We start from the raw sequence: 24071 nt of genomic DNA, 5'->3' as shown, positions 1-24071 counted from the left end.
GTTGACTTAACTCCCCCGTTTTTTCTCTCCCTACACCTTATTATATTATAGGGAGCTATGTTTCTTATCTCGTAATCTTCTCAAAATCCTTGTCGAAAGCCCTTGGATGACGCCCAATGAGCACCACATTCAGCAAGCAATTAGCCACTAACTCCTCACTGGTAAGGTCAACTTTCGGTCCTTTCTTTAACTCCTTGCCCAAGAGAACGTCCCATGGACCATTGAAATCATGGTCATCAGCACCGAAAAACATCTCATTTGAGTCAGGATCTTCCATGAGTTCATAACGTATCTGCTTCTTCGACATCACCGGTTTGATGTCTAAAAGAAGATTATAAGCATTGCGGAACTCCTCACGCAAGTGCCTTCCCTTAGGGAACATCAGCCCAATCTGAGGATAAATCTCATCAAACTCGTAGGCTTGGAATAATTCTTTCAGTTTCATTTTATTATTAGCTTTTCTGCAAAGTTACATAATTTTTTCCGTTACGCTTGCATGTTAGAAACTTAATTCGTATATTTGCGCCATAACACTAACCAACGGGTTTGTAGAGATATACGAACCCCCTAAACATTACAAATACACATGAGAAGAGACCAAGAAATCTTCGATCTTATCGAAATGGAACACCAGCGCCAGCTAAAGGGCATGGAGTTGATTGCATCAGAGAATTTTGTCAGTGATGAGGTTATGCAGGCCATGGGGTCATACCTAACCAATAAGTACGCTGAAGGTTACCCAGGCAAACGTTACTATGGAGGATGCCAAGTCGTAGACCAAGTTGAAACACTCGCCATTGAGCGTGTAAAGCAGCTCTTTGGGGCTGAGTATGCTAACGTGCAGCCACACTCTGGCGCACAAGCTAACCAAGCTGTATTCCTCGCTGTACTGAAGCCTGGTGATACTTTCATGGGCTTAGACCTTGATCAAGGTGGTCACTTGTCACATGGTAGTGAGGTAAATACATCAGGTATTCTCTATAACCACATTGGTTATACACTGAATCGTGAGACAGGACGTGTGGACTATGACGAGATGGAACGCCTCGCACGTGAGCACAAACCAAAACTGATTATCGGTGGCGGATCGGCTTATAGCCGTGAGTGGGACTACAAACGCATGCGTGCTATAGCTGATGAAGTTGGTGCATTGCTGCTTATTGACATGGCTCACCCTGCCGGACTGATTGCTGCAGGACTCTTGGAGAACCCTGTGAAGTACGCACATATCGTTACAACTACTACACATAAGACGCTGCGCGGACCACGTGGTGGTGTCATCATGATGGGTAAAGACTTTGATAATCCTTGGGGATTGACAACCAAGAAGGGCGATGTAAAGCCTATGTCTATGCTCATTAACTCTGCAGTTTTCCCTGGAAACCAGGGTGGACCATTGGAGCATGTCATCGCAGCAAAGGCTGTTGGCTTCGGTGAAAACCTCCTTCCAAGCTGGAAAGAGTATGCTACACAGGTGAAGAAGAATGCTTCTGTACTCGCACAGGCGCTTGTTGACAAGGGATTCAGCATCGTTAGTGGTGGTACTGACAACCATTCTATGTTGCTAGACCTGCGCCAGAAGTATCCAGATCTTACTGGTAAGGTGGCTGAAACAGCACTTGTTGCTGCTGACATCACAGCCAATAAGAACAAAGTTCCTTATGATGAGCGTTCTGCTTTCCAGACAAGTGGTCTGCGTCTCGGTACTGCTGCCATGACAACACGTGGCTGCAAGGAGGATATGATGCGACTCACAGCAGAGTTAATCGACGAGGTTCTTGCTGATCCTGAGAACGAACAGGTTATCAAACGTGTACGTGAGAAGGTGAACACAACCATGGGTGATTATCCTCTCTTCGCATATTAATGACATGAAAGTTTGAGGTTTGAGATCTATGGTTTTGATGTTTTAAAACTGAACAATGGAGTTTAAGGACGGGATGTTGGCTTAACGCTCTTCCACTCCACTCACTCCTTGACACATAAAAATGAGGTCCCGACATTATCATTACGATATGTCGGGACCTTTCTCATTTCCTTTTAAACCCTCACGCACCATGCAGAGGAAGCGTTCTTAATCATCTTTTAGACCGTGAAATGCTATCTTTAAGACTGTGAACAAACGTATTTAAGTGCGTAATCCACAGTCTTTGTCAGGTGATAACACCGTCTTTACTTGAACAGTTTCTGTACAAATTCGCTCAGATAGATACGCCAATTGCGCCAGATATGTCCACCTTCTGTCTCCATATAGGTGTATTTATAATGCTTACTGTCAAGGTATTTGCGCAAATCTACATTGCTTTGATAGAGGAAATCAGTACTTCCTATACCTATCCAGAAGAGCTTTGGCGACTTACTGAAGAGCTTATCAATCTTCTGATTACGGTTCTCATAGACCGAGATGACGCCACCTGACTGTTGTTTATCTACTGCTGCAGAGAACAAACCAACGTATCCGAAGGTGTCAGGGTTATTGATTGAGATGTACAAAGAGTGGAAACCACCCATTGATAAACCCGCAATAGCACGGTGATTCTTGTCTGATTGCACACGATAAGTATGTTCAACAAACTTAATAACATCAGGGAATGCAGTCTCAAAGTTGCCATCCATGGTCTTGGGAAGCATCATTGTCGGTGTCTTAAAACCCTCAGATGTCTCGCCAGGTGCCGCTTCCTGAGATATATTTCCATTCGTCATGACCACGATCATAGGCTCTGCCTTGCCCTCAGCAATGAGGTTATCGAGTATCTGAGTGGCTCTTCCCAACTCTGACCAGGCGTTTTCGTCACCACCAATGCCGTGCAACAGATAGAGAACAGGGTACCTTTTCGTGCCGCTTGTCTCATATCCTGCAGGCGTATAGACCGTCATCCGACGTGTCAAACCAGCCGTTGGACTGTTGTACCATACCTTTGCTACCGTTCCATGGGGTACGTTTTTCACCTGATAAAGCCCCTTTACGCCCCCTCCAATCATAAAGATATTGAACATACTGGCGATGTCGCGCACTGCATAAACGTTCAGTGGATCAGTGATTTTCACACCATCAACGATCAGATTGTAGGTATAAAGCTCGGGAGAAAGGGCTGATGAGGTGTATGACCACACCCCTTTCTCGTTCTTTTTCAGCTGCTCCACGCCCGGAGTTTCCTGCTCTCCATAGGCTGTTTTTACCTTTTTCACAGGCAGAAAGTCGCCCGTTATCTCCACTTTCTGTGCTTCTGGAGCTACGATATTGAAGGTAACTGTGTTGTCAGCATTGACAACTGGTGACGCCAAAGGTGCCTTGCCCCATGATAAAGCCTGCTGTGCAAAGCCCGTAGAGGCTGCCATAACGCAGGTAAGTGATAGTAAGATTCTTTTCATTTGTTATATTATTAATGATTGATTGTTATATTATTAACGAGTGATTATCGTATTATTAATGAACGATTATCATATTATTAATGAGTAATTATCATATGATTAATGAACGATTATCATATTATTAATGGACGATTGCCATATTATTAATGAGTGATTATCATATTATTAATGAATGATTGTCATATTATTAATGGCCGAATGTTCTCTATGTTTTATCGAGATACGCCTTTATTTCCAGTTTTTTTTCGTTACTTTGTCTGCAGAAACAGTATCAAACAGGAAATATGAAGACTACAACAGACAATAAGAAACGCATCCTCTTTATTTGTTTAGGTAACATCTGTCGCTCTCCGGCAGCCCATGCTGTCATGCAACACATGGTAGATGAACGTGGACTAAGCAGTCAATACGAGATTGATTCAGCTGGTATCGGAGGCTGGCACATAGGACAATTACCCGATAAACGCATGCGTGAGCATGGTAATCGGCGTGGTTACCGCATCGATCATCATGCCCGTCAGTTCGATTCCAGCGTAGATTTCGACCGATTCGACCATATAATCGTGATGGATGAGGACAATTTCCGCAACATAACATCACAAACTACAGACGAAAAGGCACGTGCAAAGGTGCTTCGTATGGCTGATTTCTTCACTGAACACCCACATGCCACCTGTGTTCCAGACCCTTATTACGGCGGATCAGCCGACTTTGAGCTGGCACTTGACCTGATTGAAGACGGCTGTCGTGGACTTCTTACGTTGTAGTTTACGACTGAAAGAAGGCTTTTATCTCCTCTAAATGCTCCAAAGCAACCTCCCTTCCCTGGTCATATGTCATCTGCATATCATCAGGATTGTGGGAGATGTGCCCAATCGTCAGCTTGTTCCGTGGACGAAGAACGAGTGTCTTGCCCTTCGATTCCTCCTCTTTTACATAGTCTAACTCGGCATTATACATGGCAGGACGGTCTTCCAAAGCCTGCACAATACGTGGATGACGATGCAACCACATGCGCATGAGTGGCATCAACGGACTACGTTTCTTCACGTAACCAGCTGGTTGGGTGAGTACAACAAGGTTCTTTTCATAGCCTTGTTGCTGGAAAAAACGAAGCGGAATGGAGTCTGCAATACCGCCATCAAGCATCTTTTTCCCGTCAACAGTAACGATACGGGCAGCAATAGGCATGGAAGCAGAAGCCCGAATATACTCTAAACTGTCGTAATCTACCTCCGTCAGCCGTTTATATTCAGCCTTTCCCGTGTCTACATTCGTACAAACAACCCAGAATTTCATAGGATTTTTGGAGAAAGTGTCAACGTCAAAATAGTCAATATGGCGTGGTACATAGTGATAAGCATAGTCTCCTCCGAAGTAATCACCCGTCGTAAGGAGGGAACGTAAGGATGAATAACGCCAGTCATTGACCAGGTTTTTGTTATATCTGAGCGCACGTCCCGGTTGTTTCGACTTCATATTACACCCGAAAGCAGCACCTGCCGAAACCCCAATAACGCCATCGGGCCATATATCATGCTCCATCAGAACATCCAATACACCTGCAGTAAACAGTCCACGCATGGCTCCTCCCTCTAATACCAATCCTTTTTTCATCTTCATTCTCCTTAATAATATCCTCTCTCCTGCCCTCTTTTCCTTTGCCAAAAGCAAGAAAGAAGTATTGCAAAGGTAAAGAAAAAACTATAGAATCAGCCCAAAAAGCATGTAAATAAAGCCTAATCCGTAAGACAGCACCCCACTATCCACTTCCCCTTAGCAGCCATTGTAACCACAGAAAGACATCCCCCTGCCTCCAAATCCATGATGAAACGAACATTACCCATGATGAGACTAAACTCCTTTTATGAGTTTTTAAACTTCCATCAACAATAGTTTATTGAATGAAAGAAAACCATTCAATATAAAAGTCAGCACCATTCAAAACGCAAAACCAACTGTCTATCAGCCCCTAAAACAAAGGTTTTCGCCCTCTAACACCATAAAAAGAGACACGAAAAACCACAATCTAAATTGGAATTTATACAGTTAATTAATAATAAAATTAACAAAACAAAAACGGAAGTGATATATATTATTAGTAACTTTGCACACGAATTAATCATGATATGGGATAAATCCCTGGATAACAGTGCATGATTTATCATCATGCAAGTCAATATTTACAACATCAACGCCTCCTTTTCAGGATCATTTTAACGAAAGATTGGTGATAAGTTTATGATAACTAAAAAAATGAAGGAAATTAAAACTCTATTTAAAAAAGACTACATCAGACCGCATGTTGCCGTCTTTGATGTAGCAGAAGACAGCCATCTCTTAGTCTCAAGCCCTAATGTGCGCCCCGGAGCAGGTGGTAGTCCCGCTGGAACTGTTACGGTTGAACCTCTAACACCAGTTGATGGAGGTGATGATGACAACCTCGAAGGATAGAAATACTCAGATAATAAAAGAATAAAAGGAATGAAAAAGATATTTTTTCTACACACTTTACTGCCATTATTTGCAGGAACATTTGCCTTGACTGTGGCTTCATGCTCGGACGAGACATTAGGAGATAACGCAAACAATGGCGATAACGACGCCGTTGTACACTTCGAAATTAACGATGCCCAAGAGGAGATTCTTAGTCGTGGAGGCGTTTTGACACGTGCTGCCAACGGCTCATCACAGTCTCAACAAGAGCTAATGGGACGCAAGTTAGAGGCTCAGAACGCAGCAGGACTTGATGTTTGTTTGATTGAAACGACTGTAGAAGGTGTCAATCCGGTCAAGGTTGATGCTGGCACACGTGCCAATATCGTAAACAGAATGTCGCTTGGCGACTTCTCAACAACAGGTATTCGTGGTACAGCAGTTAGCAATATCAACGAGAATTGGTTCAATAGTGCAAAGACAAAGAACTCCGGTGAGCTATATACTCCTATTCGTTGGTCATGGTATAAGCCTTTTGGCCGTTTCTATGCAGCCTATCCTGAGTCGAACATTGCCTACCCTGATGCTTCAGGTAACGTAACTGTTGAGTTCACAACGAACCCAGATGTAAGACAACAGGTAGACTTTATGACGGCATGTTCTGGTGATGTGCAATATGCAACACGCTTCCAAGCGCCCAAAACAAGTCTTAACTTCCGTCATGCACTTACTGCTATACGCTTTGCAGTAGGGCAAAATCTGTCGTTCGACAAGACCATTAAAGAGATTACCCTTAAGAATGTATTGCTGAAAAGTAAGTATATCATCTCTAATAAGTATGATGGTACAGGTGCTCAATGGGTGTCTACGGGGTATAACACACGTGGAGATGTCAAGTTAGATAACCTGAATTACAGAACTAACGAGAACCCAAACAGCATCATAAGGGACGTAACGAAGTATTCAACTGGCGTTCGTTTCGAGAATCTTAAGGACAATTATACCTTCTACTTGATACCACAGGAACTGACAAACAAGGTTACTGCGGTGATCACATTCACTGATAACACATCTATTTCCATCCCTCTCAAGGGTTCATGGGAGCAGGGAACGACACGTACTTACAAGCTAAGTGAGAAGACATCAACCTGGACTTACACGCTGGAAGCTACCAGTCCTGAGGCTGTTGCATACAACAGAACAACATCAGGTAACTATGGTATAACAAGTTATCGCACTGCTCCTGACGGAACAAAGAAGCCAATTGCGTGGAAGATCACTGGTTATAGCGAGGACAATGGAGCAACATGGACAATGAACAAGCCCGCTTGGTTGAAATCACTTACCAAGGAATCAGGCAACGGAGGTACTGCTGCTGAGCAAGGACTAGCAACACTCAGCAATGACGTCATCGACCTTGCAGCTAAGCGTAACAAGGAACTTCAGGACGCAACACCACTGGGTTCGGCTGCGAATCCATATAACCTGTCAAACAATACAGGTGCCGATGCTGTGCAGAACACAGCCAACTGCTATGTGATTTCAGCTCCGGGATACTACAGTATACCGTTAGTTTATGGTAATGCCATTAAGAATGGAGCAACAAATGCCAGTGCTTATAAGAGTTCAGCACCTGTAACAAACGTTACGTTTGGTAGTCCTGCAGCTACAAAGGATGTCATTCTTCATACGCTCGTAGACCATGATGGAAAGCCAATCACAGATCCTTGGATTGAGAAAACCAATAATAAAGCCAACAATGGTATCAATGGTGCACAGGTTGTTTGGGCTGATGGCGCTAACCTCGTTACCCTCCCTTCAGCACCGATCTATCGTGATGCAAGTGGCAATGCATTTGTGAAATTTGAAGTAACAAAGGCAAATCTCAAGAGTGGTAACGCCGTCATAGCTGTCAAGAAGGGTAACACTATCCTCTGGTCATGGCACTTATGGTTTGCACCTAAGAATGCTTTAACCAAGATTCCAGTAACCAATAAGCAGGGAAAGGTGTTCAACTTCACAGAGGAAACACTCGGTTGGAAGCCAACAGCATGGAAAGGAACATCCTATTCTGCGCCTCGTACTGTAAAGATCAAGGTTGAACAGGCTATTGGTAATGGCGGTACAAAGCAAGAGGCAGTGGTTACTATCACACAAAATGACGGTGTAGAGAAGAACGAAGGTAGTGCAAACATGTATCAATGGGGACGTAAAGACCCATTCCCTGGCTCAAATACAATTCTTCCAGAGGGCTCTATCAAACAGAATGCAGGCGACCAAATCTACATGCAGAACATCATTCAGAACCCTGGTTTCTTCTATACAACAGGAACAAATGCCGCAGGAGTCATTAACACGAATGCTGGTTTGACAAAGTATTATTACTTCTATAACCTCTGGTCAATCAACAACAGAACGGCAAGTAACCCTAATCAGGTAAACAATACTCCTGTTGTTAAGACGATTTATGACCCTTCTCCTGTAGGATTCAGTGTTCCTTCAAACGCTGCTTTCACTGGTTTCACTGCCAACGGACTCAACGAAGGTACTATGAACGTGAACGGAACTGATGTTCAGGCAGCTTATACCGCAAACTATGGGCACGTCTTCTGGACAAACAGCAGTAGGAATGCAACGATCGGATTCCCGGCTTTCGGATACCGTGATTCTAAGTATGGCGCTTGGTTCTATGGTGGATCAAAAGGTGACTATTGGTCAGCTGACCCCAATGATGTCAACAATGGATGTGTCATGGGTATACAGGTTGACAAGGTTTATCCGCTATATCGTAACGTTCGTACGTATGGTTTCGCTGTACGACCAGTAGCTGAATAAACGCAAAGACACATTGTTGCAAAAAACAAATTACTGATTATACTTTTCAACTGACGACCCCATCTTACGCAATAAGTAAGATGGGGTTTTACTTTATAGGAACTTCTGAAGGGAGAAGGGAGTACTGTCATGTAAAGGAAAATGACACACTGGATTGTAAGAGGGCGTATATTGCATTGCAAAAGACGCCCTTTTGCATTGTAAAAGATGCCCTTTTGATGTGTAAAAGGTGCCCTTTTGCATGGTAAAAGACGCCCTTTTACAATGCCACTTATAACTATCTGTGAAAGAAACAGTTACAAAGGCGGGTTTTAAAGGAAATGACTTAAAAACGGGTTGGACTGTGGTTAATAAATGTAAGGATAATATCACAAAAGCCAAACTACGTATCAGTGCATCGACTAAGGCTAACGGGAGAAAACAAGATAACCGATGTTGAGGATGCAGGAAGGGACAGGGAAAAAGAAAACTGCCGTAGTATTGGATGATACTACGGCAGTTTTCAGCTTATAATATTAGAAGTTTGTGCGCTTACCTTCGTGTACAACAGGCTTCACAACAATCTCACGTTGCTTGGCATTGTTGGTGATCTTCTTTGCCACAGCAGCTATATCCTGTGGTGTCAGCGTACTGAAGACTGGCGTTGAAGCTGTTGGTACTGTTGGCGAAAGCTCATTACCCGTCTCCGCATAGACGTTCAGCAGACTCAACCAAAGGGACGGATCACTGTTGTCTTGTGGTGCATCAGTGCGCTCTTCATCAACTGCCAGTGGCACCATTGCTGCCTTGAAATCGTCAAGAGAGAAGCGTTGTGCCTTCACGTCATCAAGAATCTGATAGACAAGGGTGATGGCTTTGTCCACATTCTCACGTGATGTCTGCAGGTGAATGCTAAGACTCTCATTCTCTTTTGGCTGTGCCGTATAGACACTCTGCACACCAACGGTATAAGTAAGGTGTTCTTTCTCACGCAACACATCGAAGTACCGACGCTCCAACAGAGCACGCATCACTTCCAGAGCAGCCTGTTCCTTGTCGGAAAGGGCAACCTTGTTATCGTAAGAGATCTCTATTTCAGCCATTCCATCATCTGATTCGGTTTCGAAGGTACGCTTTATCAGTGGCTTATCAGATGTGAAATCAAGTGGACGAACCGTGCGTTTTGCCACTTTAGCATCGCCCTTCAGCGAACCAATATAGCGTGTGACAAGCTCCTTGGCACGTGCCTCTGGGATGTCACCGATAAGACAATAAGTGAATTGAGCGGCATTTCCGAAGTGCTCATCGAACTGTTTGCTCAGTCCATCGAACTGTACTGACTTATAGAAAGCCTCGTTCTGAAGAGGATTCTCAGCCGTTGCAGGATAAAGAAGCTGGCGGATGGAGTCCTGAACAGCATCCATACCCGTTGTAGGACGGTTGTCATACAGATAGAGACTGCGCTGGATATACTTGTCGAAGACACTCTTTGAGAAGTTCTGACGTGACAAAACGAGATACAGATAAGCAAAGAAATCATCAGCATTGGCTACTGCTGCATTGCCACCAACGCCATCACTGTAGTCTTCCAAGGACAATGAGAGATTCAAATCCTTACCTTGTAACCACTGAGCCAGCTGGTTTCGGTTGTACTTATATACCCCCGACTGCATCAGCAGGGCGCGCATTGCCATGTAATCAGCAAGGTTTTTAGCAGGAACAATGGACTTTCCACCTACTGATGAACCAGCAAAGAAGAAGCGTCCCTTGGCTTCGGGCAGGTATTTATAGATGACTTTAGCCCCGTTACTGAGGGTCCATTCCTTCGACTGTAGCGTCTTGAGCTGTTTCTCAGCAACTATCTTACCCGGTACAATATTGAAGTCTATGAGCTTCGTGATGGGCTGAACATCGTTTGTCTGCGCCATCTGCTCGTCCTTTTGTTCTGTTTTCAGTGCGCTCTCAAACGCCTCTTTCGTAATATTCATCTCATCTTTCGACTTAGAATAAGTAACGAAAGCGAGGTTCTTATCCGTCAGGAGTGACTTCATCCACGCATTGATATCCTCTACTTCCAACTCTACAAGCGTCTCAATGTTACGACTTATCTGTGTACGGAAGTCGGCTACGGGGATTCCGAAGAGGTAGTTCTGACGGAAAAGCATCAGTGCATTGTCGGGTGTTCCAAGTCCTTTGGCTTCCAGAACATCCTTCATTCCACTGTACATCTTCTCCTTTTCAGCATTAAACTCGGCTGCCGTGAAACCATTGTCACGCAGGTTAGCACGCACAGCAAGCATCTGTTGTAGTGCTTTCTGTTCCTTACCCTCATAAGGAACCATGTCCCACGCCATCTGATAGTAATCCCTCACCAACGGAGAAAGGCTCACCTCAGCTGCTATGAAGTTCTCTTTATCAGCATTCTTCAGCATGACAAAGCGCTTAGGAGCAAGTGTATTGAAGAATTTTGTGAAGATAAACTGACGCACTCTGTCCTCTTCTGGAGCGTTACCCTTCACGTTATAACGTTGATAAAGACCAAAGGAAGCACTCTTATTCTCGGGATCTATGAAGCGAAGATAGAGCGGATCGGCATTGTCAGGGATGTTACGAACCTGTGGATCAACGGCTGGTGCAAGCTTGTTAGGCAACGTCTTGAACACCGCCTGGATGTTCTTCTCCGTCTGATCAAGGTCTACATCGCCGATGATAGCAATGAACTGCAGGTTCGGACGATACCATTTATCATAGAATTGCTTTACCTGTTTCTGCTGGAATGAGCGTAGGAAATCCTGTGAACCAATGACATTATGTGTTGCATAACCAGAGTTGTTATAGACAACAGGTGCTATGGCATCCGTCAGACGACGGTTGACACCAGCACGATGACGCCACTCTTCAAGGATAATACTGCGTTCTTTCTCAACGTCCTGTGGGTTTATCTTGATGCCATGGCACCAGTCACGAAGTATCCAAAGCATCTGTTCATTGAGCTTTGCATCCTTTGTTGGGACGTTATGAACGGCATAACGTGTGTCATCAACGCCCGTGAACGCCTCAAAATCATTGAGATTATGACTGCGAAGGAAGTTCATCACACCGTCAGGGAAGTGGTCTGTGGCATTAAAAGCCAAGTGTTCGAGCACGTGGGCAAGCCCCATCTCGTCCTTATTCTCCATGATAGCACCCACATTCTGGTAGAGATAATACTGTGCCTCACCAACATCAGAGCCGTCATTGTAGATGTAATAAGTCAAGCCATTGGGTAGTTTCCCCTGCCGAAGCCCCTTCATCTGTGCATGAGCAGGGGTCAGCGATAAAAAGAAAAAGCCCACGAGCAATGCCATAGGCACGCCCGTAAGCTGTTTAATGATATTCTTGAACATTGTCATTGTTTATTTTTCAAGGAGTTCGATAGTAGCAAGTTTCTGCTTGATGGCGTCCTGAAGCATGGCTTGAGGCATCTCCATATTCTCCAAACGGAGCGTCTCTGCATACGCTTGGTTATAGAATTCGCGTGCCTTAGCATAGTTCTTCAGCTCACGATAAGAGTCACCTATCATCACCATATAGTTCACTCTATCCATGACAGCATCCTCTTGTGAAAGTGCTTTCTGCGCCCATTGGATAGCAACCTCATGATCTTTAGGCTTCAAACTCTTGCCTGCTGCCATGTAAAGGTTCTGTGCTGCCTTACCATAGTCGGCTGCACGGAGGTTATCCTGCATCTTTGAGAAGTAAGTTTGCATGGCTTTTACGTATCCATCTACATCCTTATTCTTATAAAGATTGTAGAGAGCATCGAAGTAAAGCTTTGACTTCTCATAAGGAGTGATGCCCTTCAAGCCAATAACATCATAGGCTTTGGCATACTGATTCTTGACTTTCTCAACATAATCCTTATACTTTATGTTGCCCTCCTTTGCCAAATCCTCAGCCAGGATGTCGTTAGCTTCAGCGATATAGTAGGCTGGTGCCTTGCCAATAGCCTTCATCCAATCATCAAGATGGTCATTGATGAGGTCTACGATGTACTGTTTGTGCTCCTTATCATCATCCCCTTCGAGGGTAAGAATAATCTTATAGTCATTCTCATTGATGATTTTCGTTGGTGCTTTGGCAGCAACATAGTTCTTATAAAGCTTCTGTAGACGTGTCACCCACTTGTCTGCTTCCATGCCTTCCTGCGCCTGTAGGAAGGAAGGAGCTTTGAGAAGAAGCTGCTGTTGTACGTCGAGGTCATTGTTATCTGCCTTGTACTTATTGTAAAGTTCCTCAAAACTAACACTCTCACCAGCAACAATCTTGGCTGCTTCCATGAGCTCATCGGCATTCATAGCACCCGTATTGACTGACAAAGCCTTGCCGTCTGGAGCGATAAAAGCTACTGTCGGATAGGCAACGACCTTATAATTCTTCGCAATCTGTACGTTTTCGCCCTTCTCAGCATCAAGTTGTAGACTGATAAAGTGCTCATTGAAGTACTTACCTACCGCCTCTTGGGTGAAGACTGTCTTAGCCATCTTCTTGCAAGGGACGCACCATACGGCGTAAAAGTCGACAAATAACGGTTTGTTTTCCTGCTTTGCCTTGACCAATGCTTCCTCAAATGTGCCTTTAAAGAAGCTGATACCCGTTGTATTCTCCTGAGCATATAGCGGAGAAACGAACATGAGAAGCGCTACAAGCGCATAGATATATCTTTTCATTTTCATAAGTAATACCTTATTATATTGTTCTTATTGTTGTGTGAGAAACCCACGGGAGTTAAGCTGTAGGCAACTTATCGTCTGTTACTACAATCGTAAACACATCTTTCAGGATGGCCTCGTGGTCCTCATTATACACCTTAAGAGAGAGTATATAACGCCCGTTAGGAAGCTGACGGGAAGCATTCTGTGAGACAACGATCAGTCCACCAGCCACTGAAATCTTCCCTTCTTTATAGAGTTTCATAAAGAGTTCGGAAGCAGAAGGGCTGTCAGCCTTGACACTTGATAGCTCATAATTAACAGGATTGGTACCTGCTACACCCTGAATGCGTATGGAAACGAACGGCAAATTGTCTGTTGCCTGCACGCTGGTAGGGTCAATGTTGTGGAAAACATTCAATGAATCTGGAGTGAATGAGGCTCCTTCTGTTCGGAGATAACCCACATCCATCTTGCTGCATGATGCTGTGAACCCTATGACAAGTGCCATAAGAGAGAGCATCAGTATGTTTTTTTTCTTTATCTTCTTCATCGCTTAATCTTCATTTTATATGATTGGGATATTCAACTAATTTGCTTTAAACCTTCAAATAATCTGCTTTGAACCTTCAAGTAAGCTGCTTTGGTTTGTCAAACTATATACTTTAGACTTTCAAGTAATGTACTTTTGACATTCAAGTAAGAAACTTTGAACCGTCAAGCTATCTACTTTGGATATTCAAGTAAGATACATTGAACCTTCAAACTATATACTTTAGACTGTCAAGCTATCTACTTTTGATATTCAAGTAATGCACTTTAGACTGTCAAGCTATCTACTTTTGATATTCAAGTAATGCACTTTGGACAATCAAGCAGTATGCTTTTAGCTCTTCAGCCAGCGTGACTTTAGAAGTCACCCGGCGTGAAGTTATAATCAAGAGAGTGTACAACACCCGTCAATGTCTCAATGTTACATGAGGCAACGTGGGATGTTTTCGTCGTAGAAGGTGACACAAGATAGATCTGAAGTGGTCCTGCATGTGCCACACCATTGTAAGATTCACGGAAAGAATATACCCATAACTGCTTACCTGACGCCATTGTGAGCATCTCACCACCCTTTCCTACTGGCGTAGAGGGGTCAGTTGACTTCACACCTTCCTTGAAATCGTCCAGCATAACACGCTTACCTGGCAGCAAACAGTCGAGGATAAACTTCTTACAGTCGGCTACTGGGATGTCAGAAACCTTATCCATACCATTCGCATAGAGGTATCTACGGATACTATTGCTGGTAGGTCCGAAGAAAGTGAAGTTCTTTCCGTACTGGCTTGTGCCCTGGAAGACACTCACAAGGTCAGCCCTTTCAGCCATCTCACATAGCAATTGCCAGTTATATTTATCACCTTTGAAGTAGTCCCACATGGTTGTTTCATGCTTACCATTGGCTACTCCGGTATCATCAAAGTTATATTGTGTACAGCTGCCGAGGCTTAATATAGCCAAAGACAACGCCACAAGAAATATGATCTTCTTCATCTTTATATCAGAATTATTATAGATTCGTAACCCAGCATACCATTAGTTGTATGCCTGCCAATATGGTTTCTGGCGCAATTGGTTGTTAATGACATGTCCATCCTTATCCTGCCATGCGTCTTTTGGCAATGGTAAGAAGAGTGCACCATTCTGTATATCCTGGTTGGTGAGCACCTTGAACTTACCTTGTAGCTCTTCTTTGACATATCCATTACGGATGATATCAGCATAACGAGCGTCATTTTCACCAATGAACTCCTTCTCTCTTTCGAGGAAGATGGCCTTCTTCAGACCTTCAGTATCATAGGTTGAAGGGTAAGAAAGGGCACCTGCACGATTGCGGATAACGTTCAAGTCGGCAATAGCTTGTGCTTCATTGCCCAACTTCTGATTGCATTCTGCCCGCAAAAGGTAGATATCTGCCAGTCTCCAATACACGTAATCAGCATCTACAGTACGGTAACTTTTACCACTTGGAGAGTACTGGTCAGGATCGAAGATAGCCTTTCTGAACTTATACATAATGGCATAATCTGTGCCATCTACGTCATGTTGAGTTCCCCACTGATAGAAAAACGCCTGCAAACGCTTGTCTGTTGTATCAGGGAAGAGCGTCTCCACCGTTGATTTGTACAGCTGATAAGTGGTACTTGATGTCAGATCAGCCAATGTCTGATCTTCTCTTACAGGCCAGCTCACGTAGTTCTGTGCTATTTCATTTGGTGAAACGACATTCTCAGAACGTGTCTTATCGAAGTAAAGGCTGAAGATTGCCTCTGGATTAGGGCTCTTCTCATTTGACAGATAGGTGCAAAGTACTTCTGGAGAAGCACACAACTGATAGCTACCCACCTTATTATCAATCAGCTCAGTGGCATATTTAACAGCGTTCTGGTAGTCCTCCTGCGCATTACCTTTCAGATGATAAAGCTCTGTAACACTACCTTTCCACGCATAAATCTGTGCCAACAAAGCAGTAGCAGTACCCTTTGAAGCCGTCTGTCGATTGGTTATTGCATTGCCATTGAGGTCAGTCAGCTTGTCCCAAGTAGGCAAAACGTCATACGCTTTCTTTGCATGTTCAATTGCCGCAGCGAGCACTTGCTCCTGAGACGACTGCTGATAAGGTTTGATTACCGAAGAGTTCTCTGTGATGATAGCATCCCCATAACGTTGAGCCAAGAGGAAATAAGACAGTCCAAGACCGAACTCTGCCTGTCCAACGTGGTAGTTCCGACGCTCAGGAGACAAGTCTTTTGTCCTGTCAATGTTATCCAACAACAGGTTAGACTCAAAGATAATATCATAGAAACCCTTCCAAGAATACTCACTTGTTATCACCGTTCGTGGGTTCCACTCACGTAATTGCTTGCCATCCAAGATATTATCAGCCAACACACCAGCCGTTGCAAAGTCATAGTTATTGCCCACTGTAGTGTTTATATAATACTGTATGGATGTCGTTGTGGCGTTCAATTCCTTCTCAGTATTGAAGGAATTGCTATATGTAAGACCGTTCTCTGGCTGCAGATCGAGGCTGCAGGAAGTGAGAAGGCAGGCACATAACGAAAGATATATGATTCTTTTCATTCTCAATTAGAATTTTAAATTAAGTCCCAAGGTCACCTTTCTGTTCAAAGGATACTGTGTTCCGTCGTCTTTTCCTGTATAAGGATTGATGACTTCAGGGTCAACTCCAGAATAATTAGTTATCAAGAAGAGGTTCTCACCACTGAGATAGATGTTTGCATCCTTAATGAATGTGCCCTTCAACCATGTCTTTGGGAACTGATAACCAATGACTAACTGCTTCAAACGCAGGAAGCTGATGTTCTCAATGTTCGAGTCTACGTTACCATCAAACTGTCCGATGTAATCCTTATCAGCAAATTCAAGGGAAGGATACTTGGCTCCGCGGTTATCTGGAGTCCAGAAATCATTGGCGTGGAAGTAGTTCATGATAACACCAAAGTCCTTGGTAAAGGTGAAGGCACTGTTCTTATACATGTTCATTACCTTACGTCCTATGGTGTAACTGAACAATACATCAAGGCTCAATCCCTTCCATTCCAAGTGGCTGTTCAGACCACCATACACTGCAGGCAGCGTACTACCAGCATAGTAAAGGTCCTTATCATCAATCACACCGTCAAAGTTCTGGTCCTTGATCTTACGTCCACCCACACGCAATGGGTTGTTAACAGACTGGAAGTAGAGCGGTGTGAGCTTTCCAGAGGCATTCGGATACATTGGGATATCCTCCTCTTTCTGCACGATACCCTCGTCCTTGAAGGTGTAGATACCATATACCGGACGCCCCAATACCTTGTCGTTGAGGTCCTCACCGTTATAGGTCTTGCGCAGCATATTCTTATTGTGTGAGAGGTTCAAGCCTACACTCCAGTTCCAGTTCTTCTTACGAATGATGTCATACTGAGCCTCAAACTCAATACCTTCATTGGATATTGCTGAAGCGTTATCCCACATGCTCGTTGCCAAGAAGACGTTACCTGGGAGGTAAGACTGCATCAACAGCTTGCTGGAATACTTATAATAATAATCCAACTTGAACTTCAAACGATAGTCTAAGAGCTGAAGATCGAGACCAACATCATACTGATCGCTCTCTTCCCACGTCAGTCTCTTGTTTGCCATGGACTGTGGTATCAAGCCCAACGAGCCATTGAAGATGTTACTCTCCTCCATTACACCCAGTGCAAGGTAAGGTTCCTGGAACTTCTGACCTGATTTTCCCCATGAAGCACGTAGCTTTCCGAAGCTTAACCACCAGAGTTTCTTCATGAAACGTTCCTCACTGAATGCCCAACCAAGGCCCACTGAAGGGAAGGTACCCCAACGAACATCTTTTCCGAAGACGCTGGATCCGTCCGAACGAACGGATACTTCAGCCATGTAACGTTTCTTATAGTTATATACAGCACGGCCTAAGAAGCTGACCAACGACTGTTCCTGCTGGTTGGTAAGGAAGCTTTGCGCTGCTCTTATCGTACCTCCATCATTCAAAAGAGAAGGCCATCCCTCACCAGCGTACTTGATTGAGTTCGTCGGACCACCCTTTGCAGTACCGCTAAGGTTCTGTAACAGGTCGTAATTATAGGTCATACCTGCCATCAACTCCAGTTTATGATCAGTTGACAGTGGTACGTTATAAGTCAGAATATTCTCTGTCTGAATATTCGTCATTGCGATGTTCGATGCTTCAACAGCCGACTTGAGGTCGTACTTCAGATAGTCTGGCGTGAAGGTATATACTCTTGTGAAGTAGTGATCGAGTGAGTATGTGGATGAGAACCGCAACCCTTTGATGATGTCATAGTTCAAACCGAGACTCAATCGGACGTTATAATTAGAGTTTGTCTTGTCGATATCCCTCAACTGACGCAGTGCAATCTGCTCTGCAGTACTCCCCTTTCCTGGCAGAAGTGTCGACGTTCGTTTCGGGTCAAAGGTCAATCCCTGCACTCGACCACCACCCGAACCAGCCTTCTGTGTGGCATAAGCGAGGTTGATACGTGTGAAAACACTGAGCTTTGTAGACAGGTTGAAGTCGAGATTACTCAACAAACTGAAGCGGCGGAAGTTGGAACTGATCATGATACCGGTCTCATCATAGACACCACCATTGACCATATACCTTATATTATCCGTACCACCAGCCAACTGAAGGTCGGCTTTTGTCACGCGACCAACACGGAAAACGTATTTCCACCAGTTGGTTTTGTTATTATAGAAGGTGTTCAGAGAGTCCTGAGCGATGGCTGGTAAACGGCGATCAGGGTCGAGAACTCTACCATTGCGCCACAGATAGTCATATGCACCATCGTTATCAGCATCCCATCCATACGAATCTTTATAGGATCCAGGAAAAACAATCTTATCCGTGAGATAGTCATAGTGTGCGCCACGCTGGCTCTTTGCAAGAAGCAAAGCGATGTCACGCTCGCCCTTACCCATGGTCTGCATTGGGGTACTTGGCAACCAAGAGAGTGACTGAGAGACGTTGACACTTACCTCAGACTTGCCCGATTTTCCTTTCTTTGTCGTGATAAGGATGACACCATTACCTGCACGTGAACCATAAAGAGAGGCAGAAGCAGCATCTTTCAGTACCTGAACCGACTCTATACTTGCGGGATCAAGACCAGCAAGTGGGTTGATACCACCCGTAGCCTCGCCTGCACTACCTGACACAGGGATACCATCAATGACGTAAAGAGGCGTTCCGTCGTTGATACCGTTCTGGTTCAACGAGCTGAAACCACGTATTGTAATCTTTGCACCACCACCACCTGGTGAGCCAGAGAGGTTACTTACATCCACACCTGCCATGCGTCCCTGCAGCAAGTTTTCTATACTTGCTGACGGAGTCTTCTGTAAATCCTCTGGTTTAACGGATGCTATCGCACCAACTTGCTCACGTGTGTTACGCTTACCATAGGCAACTACCGTCACTTCTCCCAAGGAATGGGCTGAAGAAGCAAGGATAACATTCAGGTCTTTTGCCGTATTATACTTCAAAGTCTTGGGTTCATAGCCCACACTTGATATGGTTATGTTGCCTTCCTGTTGGTCCATTGGCATGGAGAAATTACCGTCTATGTCGGCAGTCACACCCTTTGATGTTCCTTTTATCTGTACAATGGCAAAGGGGACACCCAGTCCGTCCTTGTCCTTAACAGTACCTTTGAGGGTGTACTGTCCTTGTTTGGCATCCTGCATCTTAAAGACGTTGATGACTTTTCCATCAACATTGTGCATGAAATGCGTATGTGACAAAAGGCTCTCCACTGCACTTAGCTCGTCGACGTCATCGAATGAGATGGTGAGAAGCAGAGAATCATTCTTCACATCGTCGGAATAATTAATCTTGTAGTCGCCCTTTGTTGCAAGGAAATCCAGGATATCAGCCACGCTCTTGTCCTTAAACGAGATTGAGAACGGCTTGCCCGGCACCTGTGAGAACGCCGGAGTAGTCCCTATGAAGACCAGGAAAAAGGTCATCAGGATTACTACGGACGGTAACCTTCGGGTGAAACTAAACACATGATGATACTTCATGATAGGTTTGTTATTAAATGAATAATTTTATAAATCGTATGTTCTATATGGTAATATTGCTAAATCACCATACATGATGGTATCATAATCATGGGAAAGCCACCGTCTCCCATTCTTAAGTTAACAATGATTCCAAAATGAATTTTCTCTGCAAATTTAAACATATCTTTTGATAATACAAGGAAAACATGTATCTTTTTTTCCACTATTTTTGCTTTTTCTTCCAATCATAGTGGGTGTATCATGACGTCAACTATACATCTTTCTTCACGGAGGGAGGAAAAGTAGCTTCATTGAAACATCATTACATAATTTAAAGGTTCATCTTTTAATTTCTCAAAGAAATCCTTTAAAATCCGACTTTATAACCATCAGATTATCAAAAGGTTACAAAGAGGGTTTTAAAAGGTGCCCTTTAGCATTGTAAAAGACGCCCTTTTACACGTCAAAAGATGCCCTTTTGCAATGCAAAACATGCCCTTTTACAAAGCAAAAGGGCATAGATTGAAAAGCAGATGGGAAGAATCTTGACAAAAAGGGCTTCCAGGTAATAGCTTTAAAGCCTAGGATTCCTAGGAATCATAGGACTCCTAGCCCCTAAGAATCCCCCAGCTAATAGCCTTTAAAGCCTAGGAATCCTAGGCACCCTAGGAGTCCTAGCCCCCAAGAGCCAAAGCCTTTAGCACGCAGGACGCCTACTGATCATCCTGCAAACTCCCCCACTTGTCCCCTTCACAAGCAAGCATCGGAGTGAACTTCATCTGCCATTTCTACACCTTATTATATATATAGGAACAAAAAAACGGGAATACCATGACTGATATTCCCGTTATAAATATATTAAGAGGTGAATTATCCGAAGTTATCATACATGATAGCATCCTTGTCAACACCAAGACTATCAAGATAATCGGTAACAGTCTTGATAAGCATAGGAGGTCCACAGAGATAATATTCACAATCTTCTGGAGCCTCATGGTCCTTAAGATACTCATCACGAATGCAGTTAACGGCAAAGCCAGTATAGTATTTTACGCCAGCTTCATCAGCCTTTGGATCCTGACGGTCAAGTGAAAGATGGAAGTGGAAGTTAGGATATTCCTTCTCAAGTTCCCAGAAATCCTCAAGGAAGAACGCCTCACTGAGTGAACGAGCACCATAGAAGAAGTGCATTTCACGGTCACGTGTGTGCAACGTCTTGGTCATATACATAATCTGAGAGCGTAGAGGAGCCATTCCAGCACCACCACCAATCCATATCATCTCCTTCCCTGAGGTGAAATTAGGATGGAAATCACCGTAAGGACCACTCATCATCACCTTGTCACCTGGCTTGAGTGAGAAGATATAAGACGAACCAATACCCGTTGGTACATCCTGGAAACCAACCTGAGGACGTGGCAAGAACGGTGGTGTAGCAATACGAACCGTCAGCGTAATGATGTCACCCTCGTCAGGATAGTTCGCCATAGAATAAGCACGAATGGTGTCTTCTGGGTTGTGAGCCTTCAATGAAAGAAGATTGAATTGCTTCCATGGACCCAGATATTCCTCACCAATATCATTCTTATCGAAGTCCTTGTCATAGTCAATACAGTCGTAAGCAGGAATCTTAATCTGTGCATACGAACCAGGAATGAAGTCCATGTGCTCGCCAGGAGGCAAAGCAACCTTGTACTCTTTGATGAAACTTGACACGTTTTTGTTGGAGATAACGGTGCACTCCCACTCCTTTACGCCCATGACAGCCTCAGGAACTTTCAGTGCCATGTCACCTTTCACCTTACACTGGCAGCCGAGTCGCCAGTGATCCTTTATCTCTTTACGACTGAAGTGTGGTCGTTCGGAATCGAGAATCTCACCTCCTCCTTCAACAACCTGCACCTTACACTGTCCACAGCTTGCCTTACCACCACATGCAGAAGGCAGGAAGACACCGTTTTCGTTCAGCGTTGCCATGACGGAACTACCTTGGTCAACGGTCATCTCCTTATCGCCATTAATCGTTATCGTCACCTTTCCACTCGGACTAAGGTACTTTTTAGCCACAAGCAGGAGGATTACCAGCACCAGGATGGTAATCAGGAATACTACAATACTTGTTGTTATGAATTGTCCCATTTGATTACTTAGATTTTAAGACCTGAGAAGCACATCATTGCCATGGCCATCAGTCCTACTGTGATAAATGTGATACCAAGGCCCTGCAATGGCTTTGGCACGTCAGAATACTCCATCTTCTCACGGATAGCACCCATTGCGACGATGGCTAAAGTCCAACCAATACCCGATCCGAGACCGTAGATGAGAGCATCCCATACGGACCCAATGTACTGTGTGCTGGATGGATCAAGACCAATACGCTGCTGCATAAAGAGTGATGCACCCATGATGGCACAGTTAACGGCAATCAATGGAAGGAAGATACCTAATGCACCATAGAGTGAAGGAGAGAATTTCTCTACCGCCATCTCCACTATCTGCACGATACCTGCAATGACTGCGATGAAAAGAATGAAACTAAGATAAGTGAGGTCGACACCATCTGCAAGACAGTCGGGACCTAAAACCTTTGTCAACAGGAGATAGTTGGCAGGTGTGGTAACAAGCAAAACGAAGGTTACCGCAGCACCAAGTCCAAGCGAAGTCTTCACATTCTTCGATACAGCAAGGAATGAACACATTCCCAAAAAGAATGCGAAAATCATATTGTCCACAAAGATGGACCTGAAGAATAAACTAATAAGATGTTCCATAACTACTTCTTGTCTTCTTTATAGAAATATGAACGATGAATCCAAATAACACATCCTAACAGGATGAGGGCCATGGCTGGCATGGACATCATACCGTTATCCATGTATCCAGCATCATAGAAACTCTGTGGGATTAGCTTGAAGCCTAACAGAGAACCACGACCGAAGAACTCGCGGACAGCACCAACGATAACAAGAATCATGGCATATCCGAGTCCGTTACCAATACCATCGAGGAAACTTGGCCATGGTTTGTTGGTCATAGCGAATGCTTCCAGACGTCCCATGAGGATACAGTTGGTGATGATAAGCCCGACATAGACTGAAAGCTGTACGCTTACGTCGTATGCAACAGCCTTCAATATCTGGCTAACGATGGTCACAAGAGCTGCAACGACCACCAACTGCACGATGATACGGATACGATTAGGAATCGTGTTACGAATAAGTGAGATAATAACATTGGAGAATGCCGTGATAATCGTTACGGCAAGACCCATAACAATTGCCGGTTTCAACTGTGAAGTGACGGCAAGGGCTGAACAGATTCCGAGCACCTGGACCATAATAGGGTTGTCCAAGTTCAGCGGATTACTGAGAACCTCTCTATTTTGTTTTGAAAATAAATTCATTTTCTTATTGCATTAAACGGTTAGACAGTTATTTGCTGGTCAGGAATTTGACGTAAGGCTGGAGTCCACCCTTATCAGCCTGGAACATCTCCGTAACACCATTACTGGTCAGAGTAGCACCTGTCACGGCATCAACCTGCGTTGATGGGTCGGTAATCTTCTTCTCCACAGCCAACGCTATCTTCTGCTTGTCTGCACCAGAGAAGAGCTTCTTTCCCTTGAACTTAGCCTGCCAAGAGGCATTATCCTTGATTTCTGCACCTAAACCGGCAGTTTCACTCTCATGATTGAAGTAGGCTCCAAACACCGTCTGCTTGTCACCGTTGATGGCAATAAAGCCATTGATAGGACCCCAAAGACCATTACCATAAACAGGAATAACATACTTATCCTCACCGTTTACTTTACAACGATACAGTGCCAGTTTACCTTCCTTCGCGTCTTTGCTGGTCAGTTTGAAGCCAGCATCAACGCCTCCTTGCTTTCCAGCTTCGGTAACTTTACCGTCAGCATTGATGACATCGTCAGCAATGATAATCTTCTTCCACAGCTGAACAGCCTGTTCGTTGGTCATATTACGATCCTGATTGAGTGCAAAAAGAATCTGTTTCTGCTGGTCGAGCTGCACATTAGCATCCTGCATGGGCTTCAATGCCTGGAAAACGAACGCAAGCAAGAAAGCTACTATCAACACGAGGATGACAGAATAAACAATTGTATAAGAATTACTATTTGTCTTCATATCTTTC

At 44.2% G+C, this 24071-nt stretch carries 17 protein-coding genes; 4 read left to right on the top strand and 13 right to left on the bottom strand.

What is annotated here, in order from left to right; all coding sequences use genetic code 11:
• Positions 1-64 precede the first annotated feature (64 nt).
• On the bottom strand, positions 65-445 hold the full coding sequence (locus tag ACZ48L_RS11835) for a hypothetical protein (protein WP_008822973.1): 381 nt from the start codon (positions 443-445) through the stop codon (positions 65-67).
• 141 nt (positions 446-586) lie between these two features.
• Between ACZ48L_RS11835 and glyA the strand changes: the two genes are divergently transcribed.
• On the top strand, positions 587-1867 hold the full coding sequence (gene glyA, locus ACZ48L_RS11830; RefSeq protein WP_278513259.1) for a serine hydroxymethyltransferase: 1281 nt from the start codon (positions 587-589) through the stop codon (positions 1865-1867).
• Positions 1868-2172: 305 nt separating this feature from the next.
• Here the strand turns inward: glyA and ACZ48L_RS11825 are convergent, their stop codons facing one another.
• The gene (locus tag ACZ48L_RS11825) at positions 2173-3372 is read right to left on the bottom strand and encodes an esterase (RefSeq protein ID WP_315275611.1); all 1200 of its coding nucleotides are present in this window, start codon (positions 3370-3372) and stop codon (positions 2173-2175) included.
• A 284-nt stretch (positions 3373-3656) separates the two neighbouring features.
• Between ACZ48L_RS11825 and ACZ48L_RS11820 the strand changes: the two genes are divergently transcribed.
• Positions 3657-4139, top strand: coding sequence for a low molecular weight protein-tyrosine-phosphatase (locus tag ACZ48L_RS11820; protein ID WP_008822970.1), 483 nt, complete (start codon positions 3657-3659; stop codon positions 4137-4139).
• A gap of 1 nt (position 4140) precedes the next feature.
• Here ACZ48L_RS11820 and ACZ48L_RS11815 read toward each other — a convergent pair whose 3' ends face one another.
• Entirely contained in the window at positions 4141-4989 is an 849-nt protein-coding gene (locus ACZ48L_RS11815; RefSeq protein WP_025792242.1) for a patatin-like phospholipase family protein, read from the bottom strand.
• Between the two features lie 639 nt (positions 4990-5628).
• Between ACZ48L_RS11815 and ACZ48L_RS11810 the strand changes: the two genes are divergently transcribed.
• Together ACZ48L_RS11810 and ACZ48L_RS11805 are read left to right on the top strand one after the other, a co-directional pair.
• The gene (locus ACZ48L_RS11810) at positions 5629-5826 is read left to right on the top strand and encodes a hypothetical protein (protein ID WP_008822968.1); all 198 of its coding nucleotides are present in this window, start codon (positions 5629-5631) and stop codon (positions 5824-5826) included.
• Between the two features lie 30 nt (positions 5827-5856).
• A complete protein-coding gene (locus ACZ48L_RS11805; RefSeq protein ID WP_025792244.1) occupies positions 5857-8643 on the top strand; it encodes a fimbrillin family protein in 2787 nt (928 codons plus the stop codon).
• A 515-nt stretch (positions 8644-9158) separates the two neighbouring features.
• Here the strand turns inward: ACZ48L_RS11805 and ACZ48L_RS11800 are convergent.
• The 10 genes from ACZ48L_RS11800 to nqrC form a co-directional block, all read right to left on the bottom strand.
• Positions 9159-12008: a M16 family metallopeptidase gene (locus ACZ48L_RS11800; RefSeq protein ID WP_464722061.1), complete on the bottom strand. Its 2850-nt coding sequence runs from the start codon at positions 12006-12008 to the stop codon at positions 9159-9161.
• Between the two features lie 9 nt (positions 12009-12017).
• Positions 12018-13337, bottom strand: coding sequence for a thioredoxin family protein (locus ACZ48L_RS11795; protein WP_219450200.1), 1320 nt, complete (start codon positions 13335-13337; stop codon positions 12018-12020).
• 52 nt (positions 13338-13389) lie between these two features.
• Positions 13390-13866, bottom strand: coding sequence for a hypothetical protein (locus ACZ48L_RS11790; protein WP_025792246.1), 477 nt, complete (start codon positions 13864-13866; stop codon positions 13390-13392).
• Between the two features lie 356 nt (positions 13867-14222).
• Positions 14223-14855 carry a fasciclin gene (locus tag ACZ48L_RS11785; protein ID WP_219524338.1) on the bottom strand — a complete coding sequence of 211 codons (633 nt, stop codon included), beginning with the start codon at positions 14853-14855 and terminating at the stop codon, positions 14223-14225.
• Between the two features lie 42 nt (positions 14856-14897).
• Positions 14898-16445: a RagB/SusD family nutrient uptake outer membrane protein gene (locus ACZ48L_RS11780; RefSeq protein WP_008822961.1), complete on the bottom strand. Its 1548-nt coding sequence runs from the start codon at positions 16443-16445 to the stop codon at positions 14898-14900.
• Positions 16446-16451: 6 nt separating this feature from the next.
• The gene (locus ACZ48L_RS11775; protein ID WP_464722060.1) at positions 16452-19934 is read right to left on the bottom strand and encodes a SusC/RagA family TonB-linked outer membrane protein; all 3483 of its coding nucleotides are present in this window, start codon (positions 19932-19934) and stop codon (positions 16452-16454) included.
• 852 nt (positions 19935-20786) lie between these two features.
• Entirely contained in the window at positions 20787-22055 is a 1269-nt protein-coding gene (gene nqrF, locus ACZ48L_RS11770; protein WP_008822959.1) for an NADH:ubiquinone reductase (Na(+)-transporting) subunit F, read from the bottom strand.
• An 8-nt stretch (positions 22056-22063) separates the two neighbouring features.
• Positions 22064-22690 carry an NADH:ubiquinone reductase (Na(+)-transporting) subunit E gene (gene nqrE, locus ACZ48L_RS11765; protein ID WP_008822958.1) on the bottom strand — a complete coding sequence of 209 codons (627 nt, stop codon included), beginning with the start codon at positions 22688-22690 and terminating at the stop codon, positions 22064-22066.
• A 2-nt stretch (positions 22691-22692) separates the two neighbouring features.
• Positions 22693-23322, bottom strand: a complete 630-nt coding sequence (locus ACZ48L_RS11760; RefSeq protein WP_025792249.1) for an NADH:ubiquinone reductase (Na(+)-transporting) subunit D — start codon at positions 23320-23322, stop codon at positions 22693-22695.
• A gap of 28 nt (positions 23323-23350) precedes the next feature.
• A complete protein-coding gene (nqrC, locus tag ACZ48L_RS11755) occupies positions 23351-24064 on the bottom strand; it encodes an NADH:ubiquinone reductase (Na(+)-transporting) subunit C (protein WP_036871428.1) in 714 nt (237 codons plus the stop codon).
• Positions 24065-24071 lie beyond the last annotated feature (7 nt).

It is taken from the genome of Prevotella histicola, from assembly GCF_055385135.1.
This window is presented reverse-complemented; position numbering and strand designations above follow the sequence as displayed.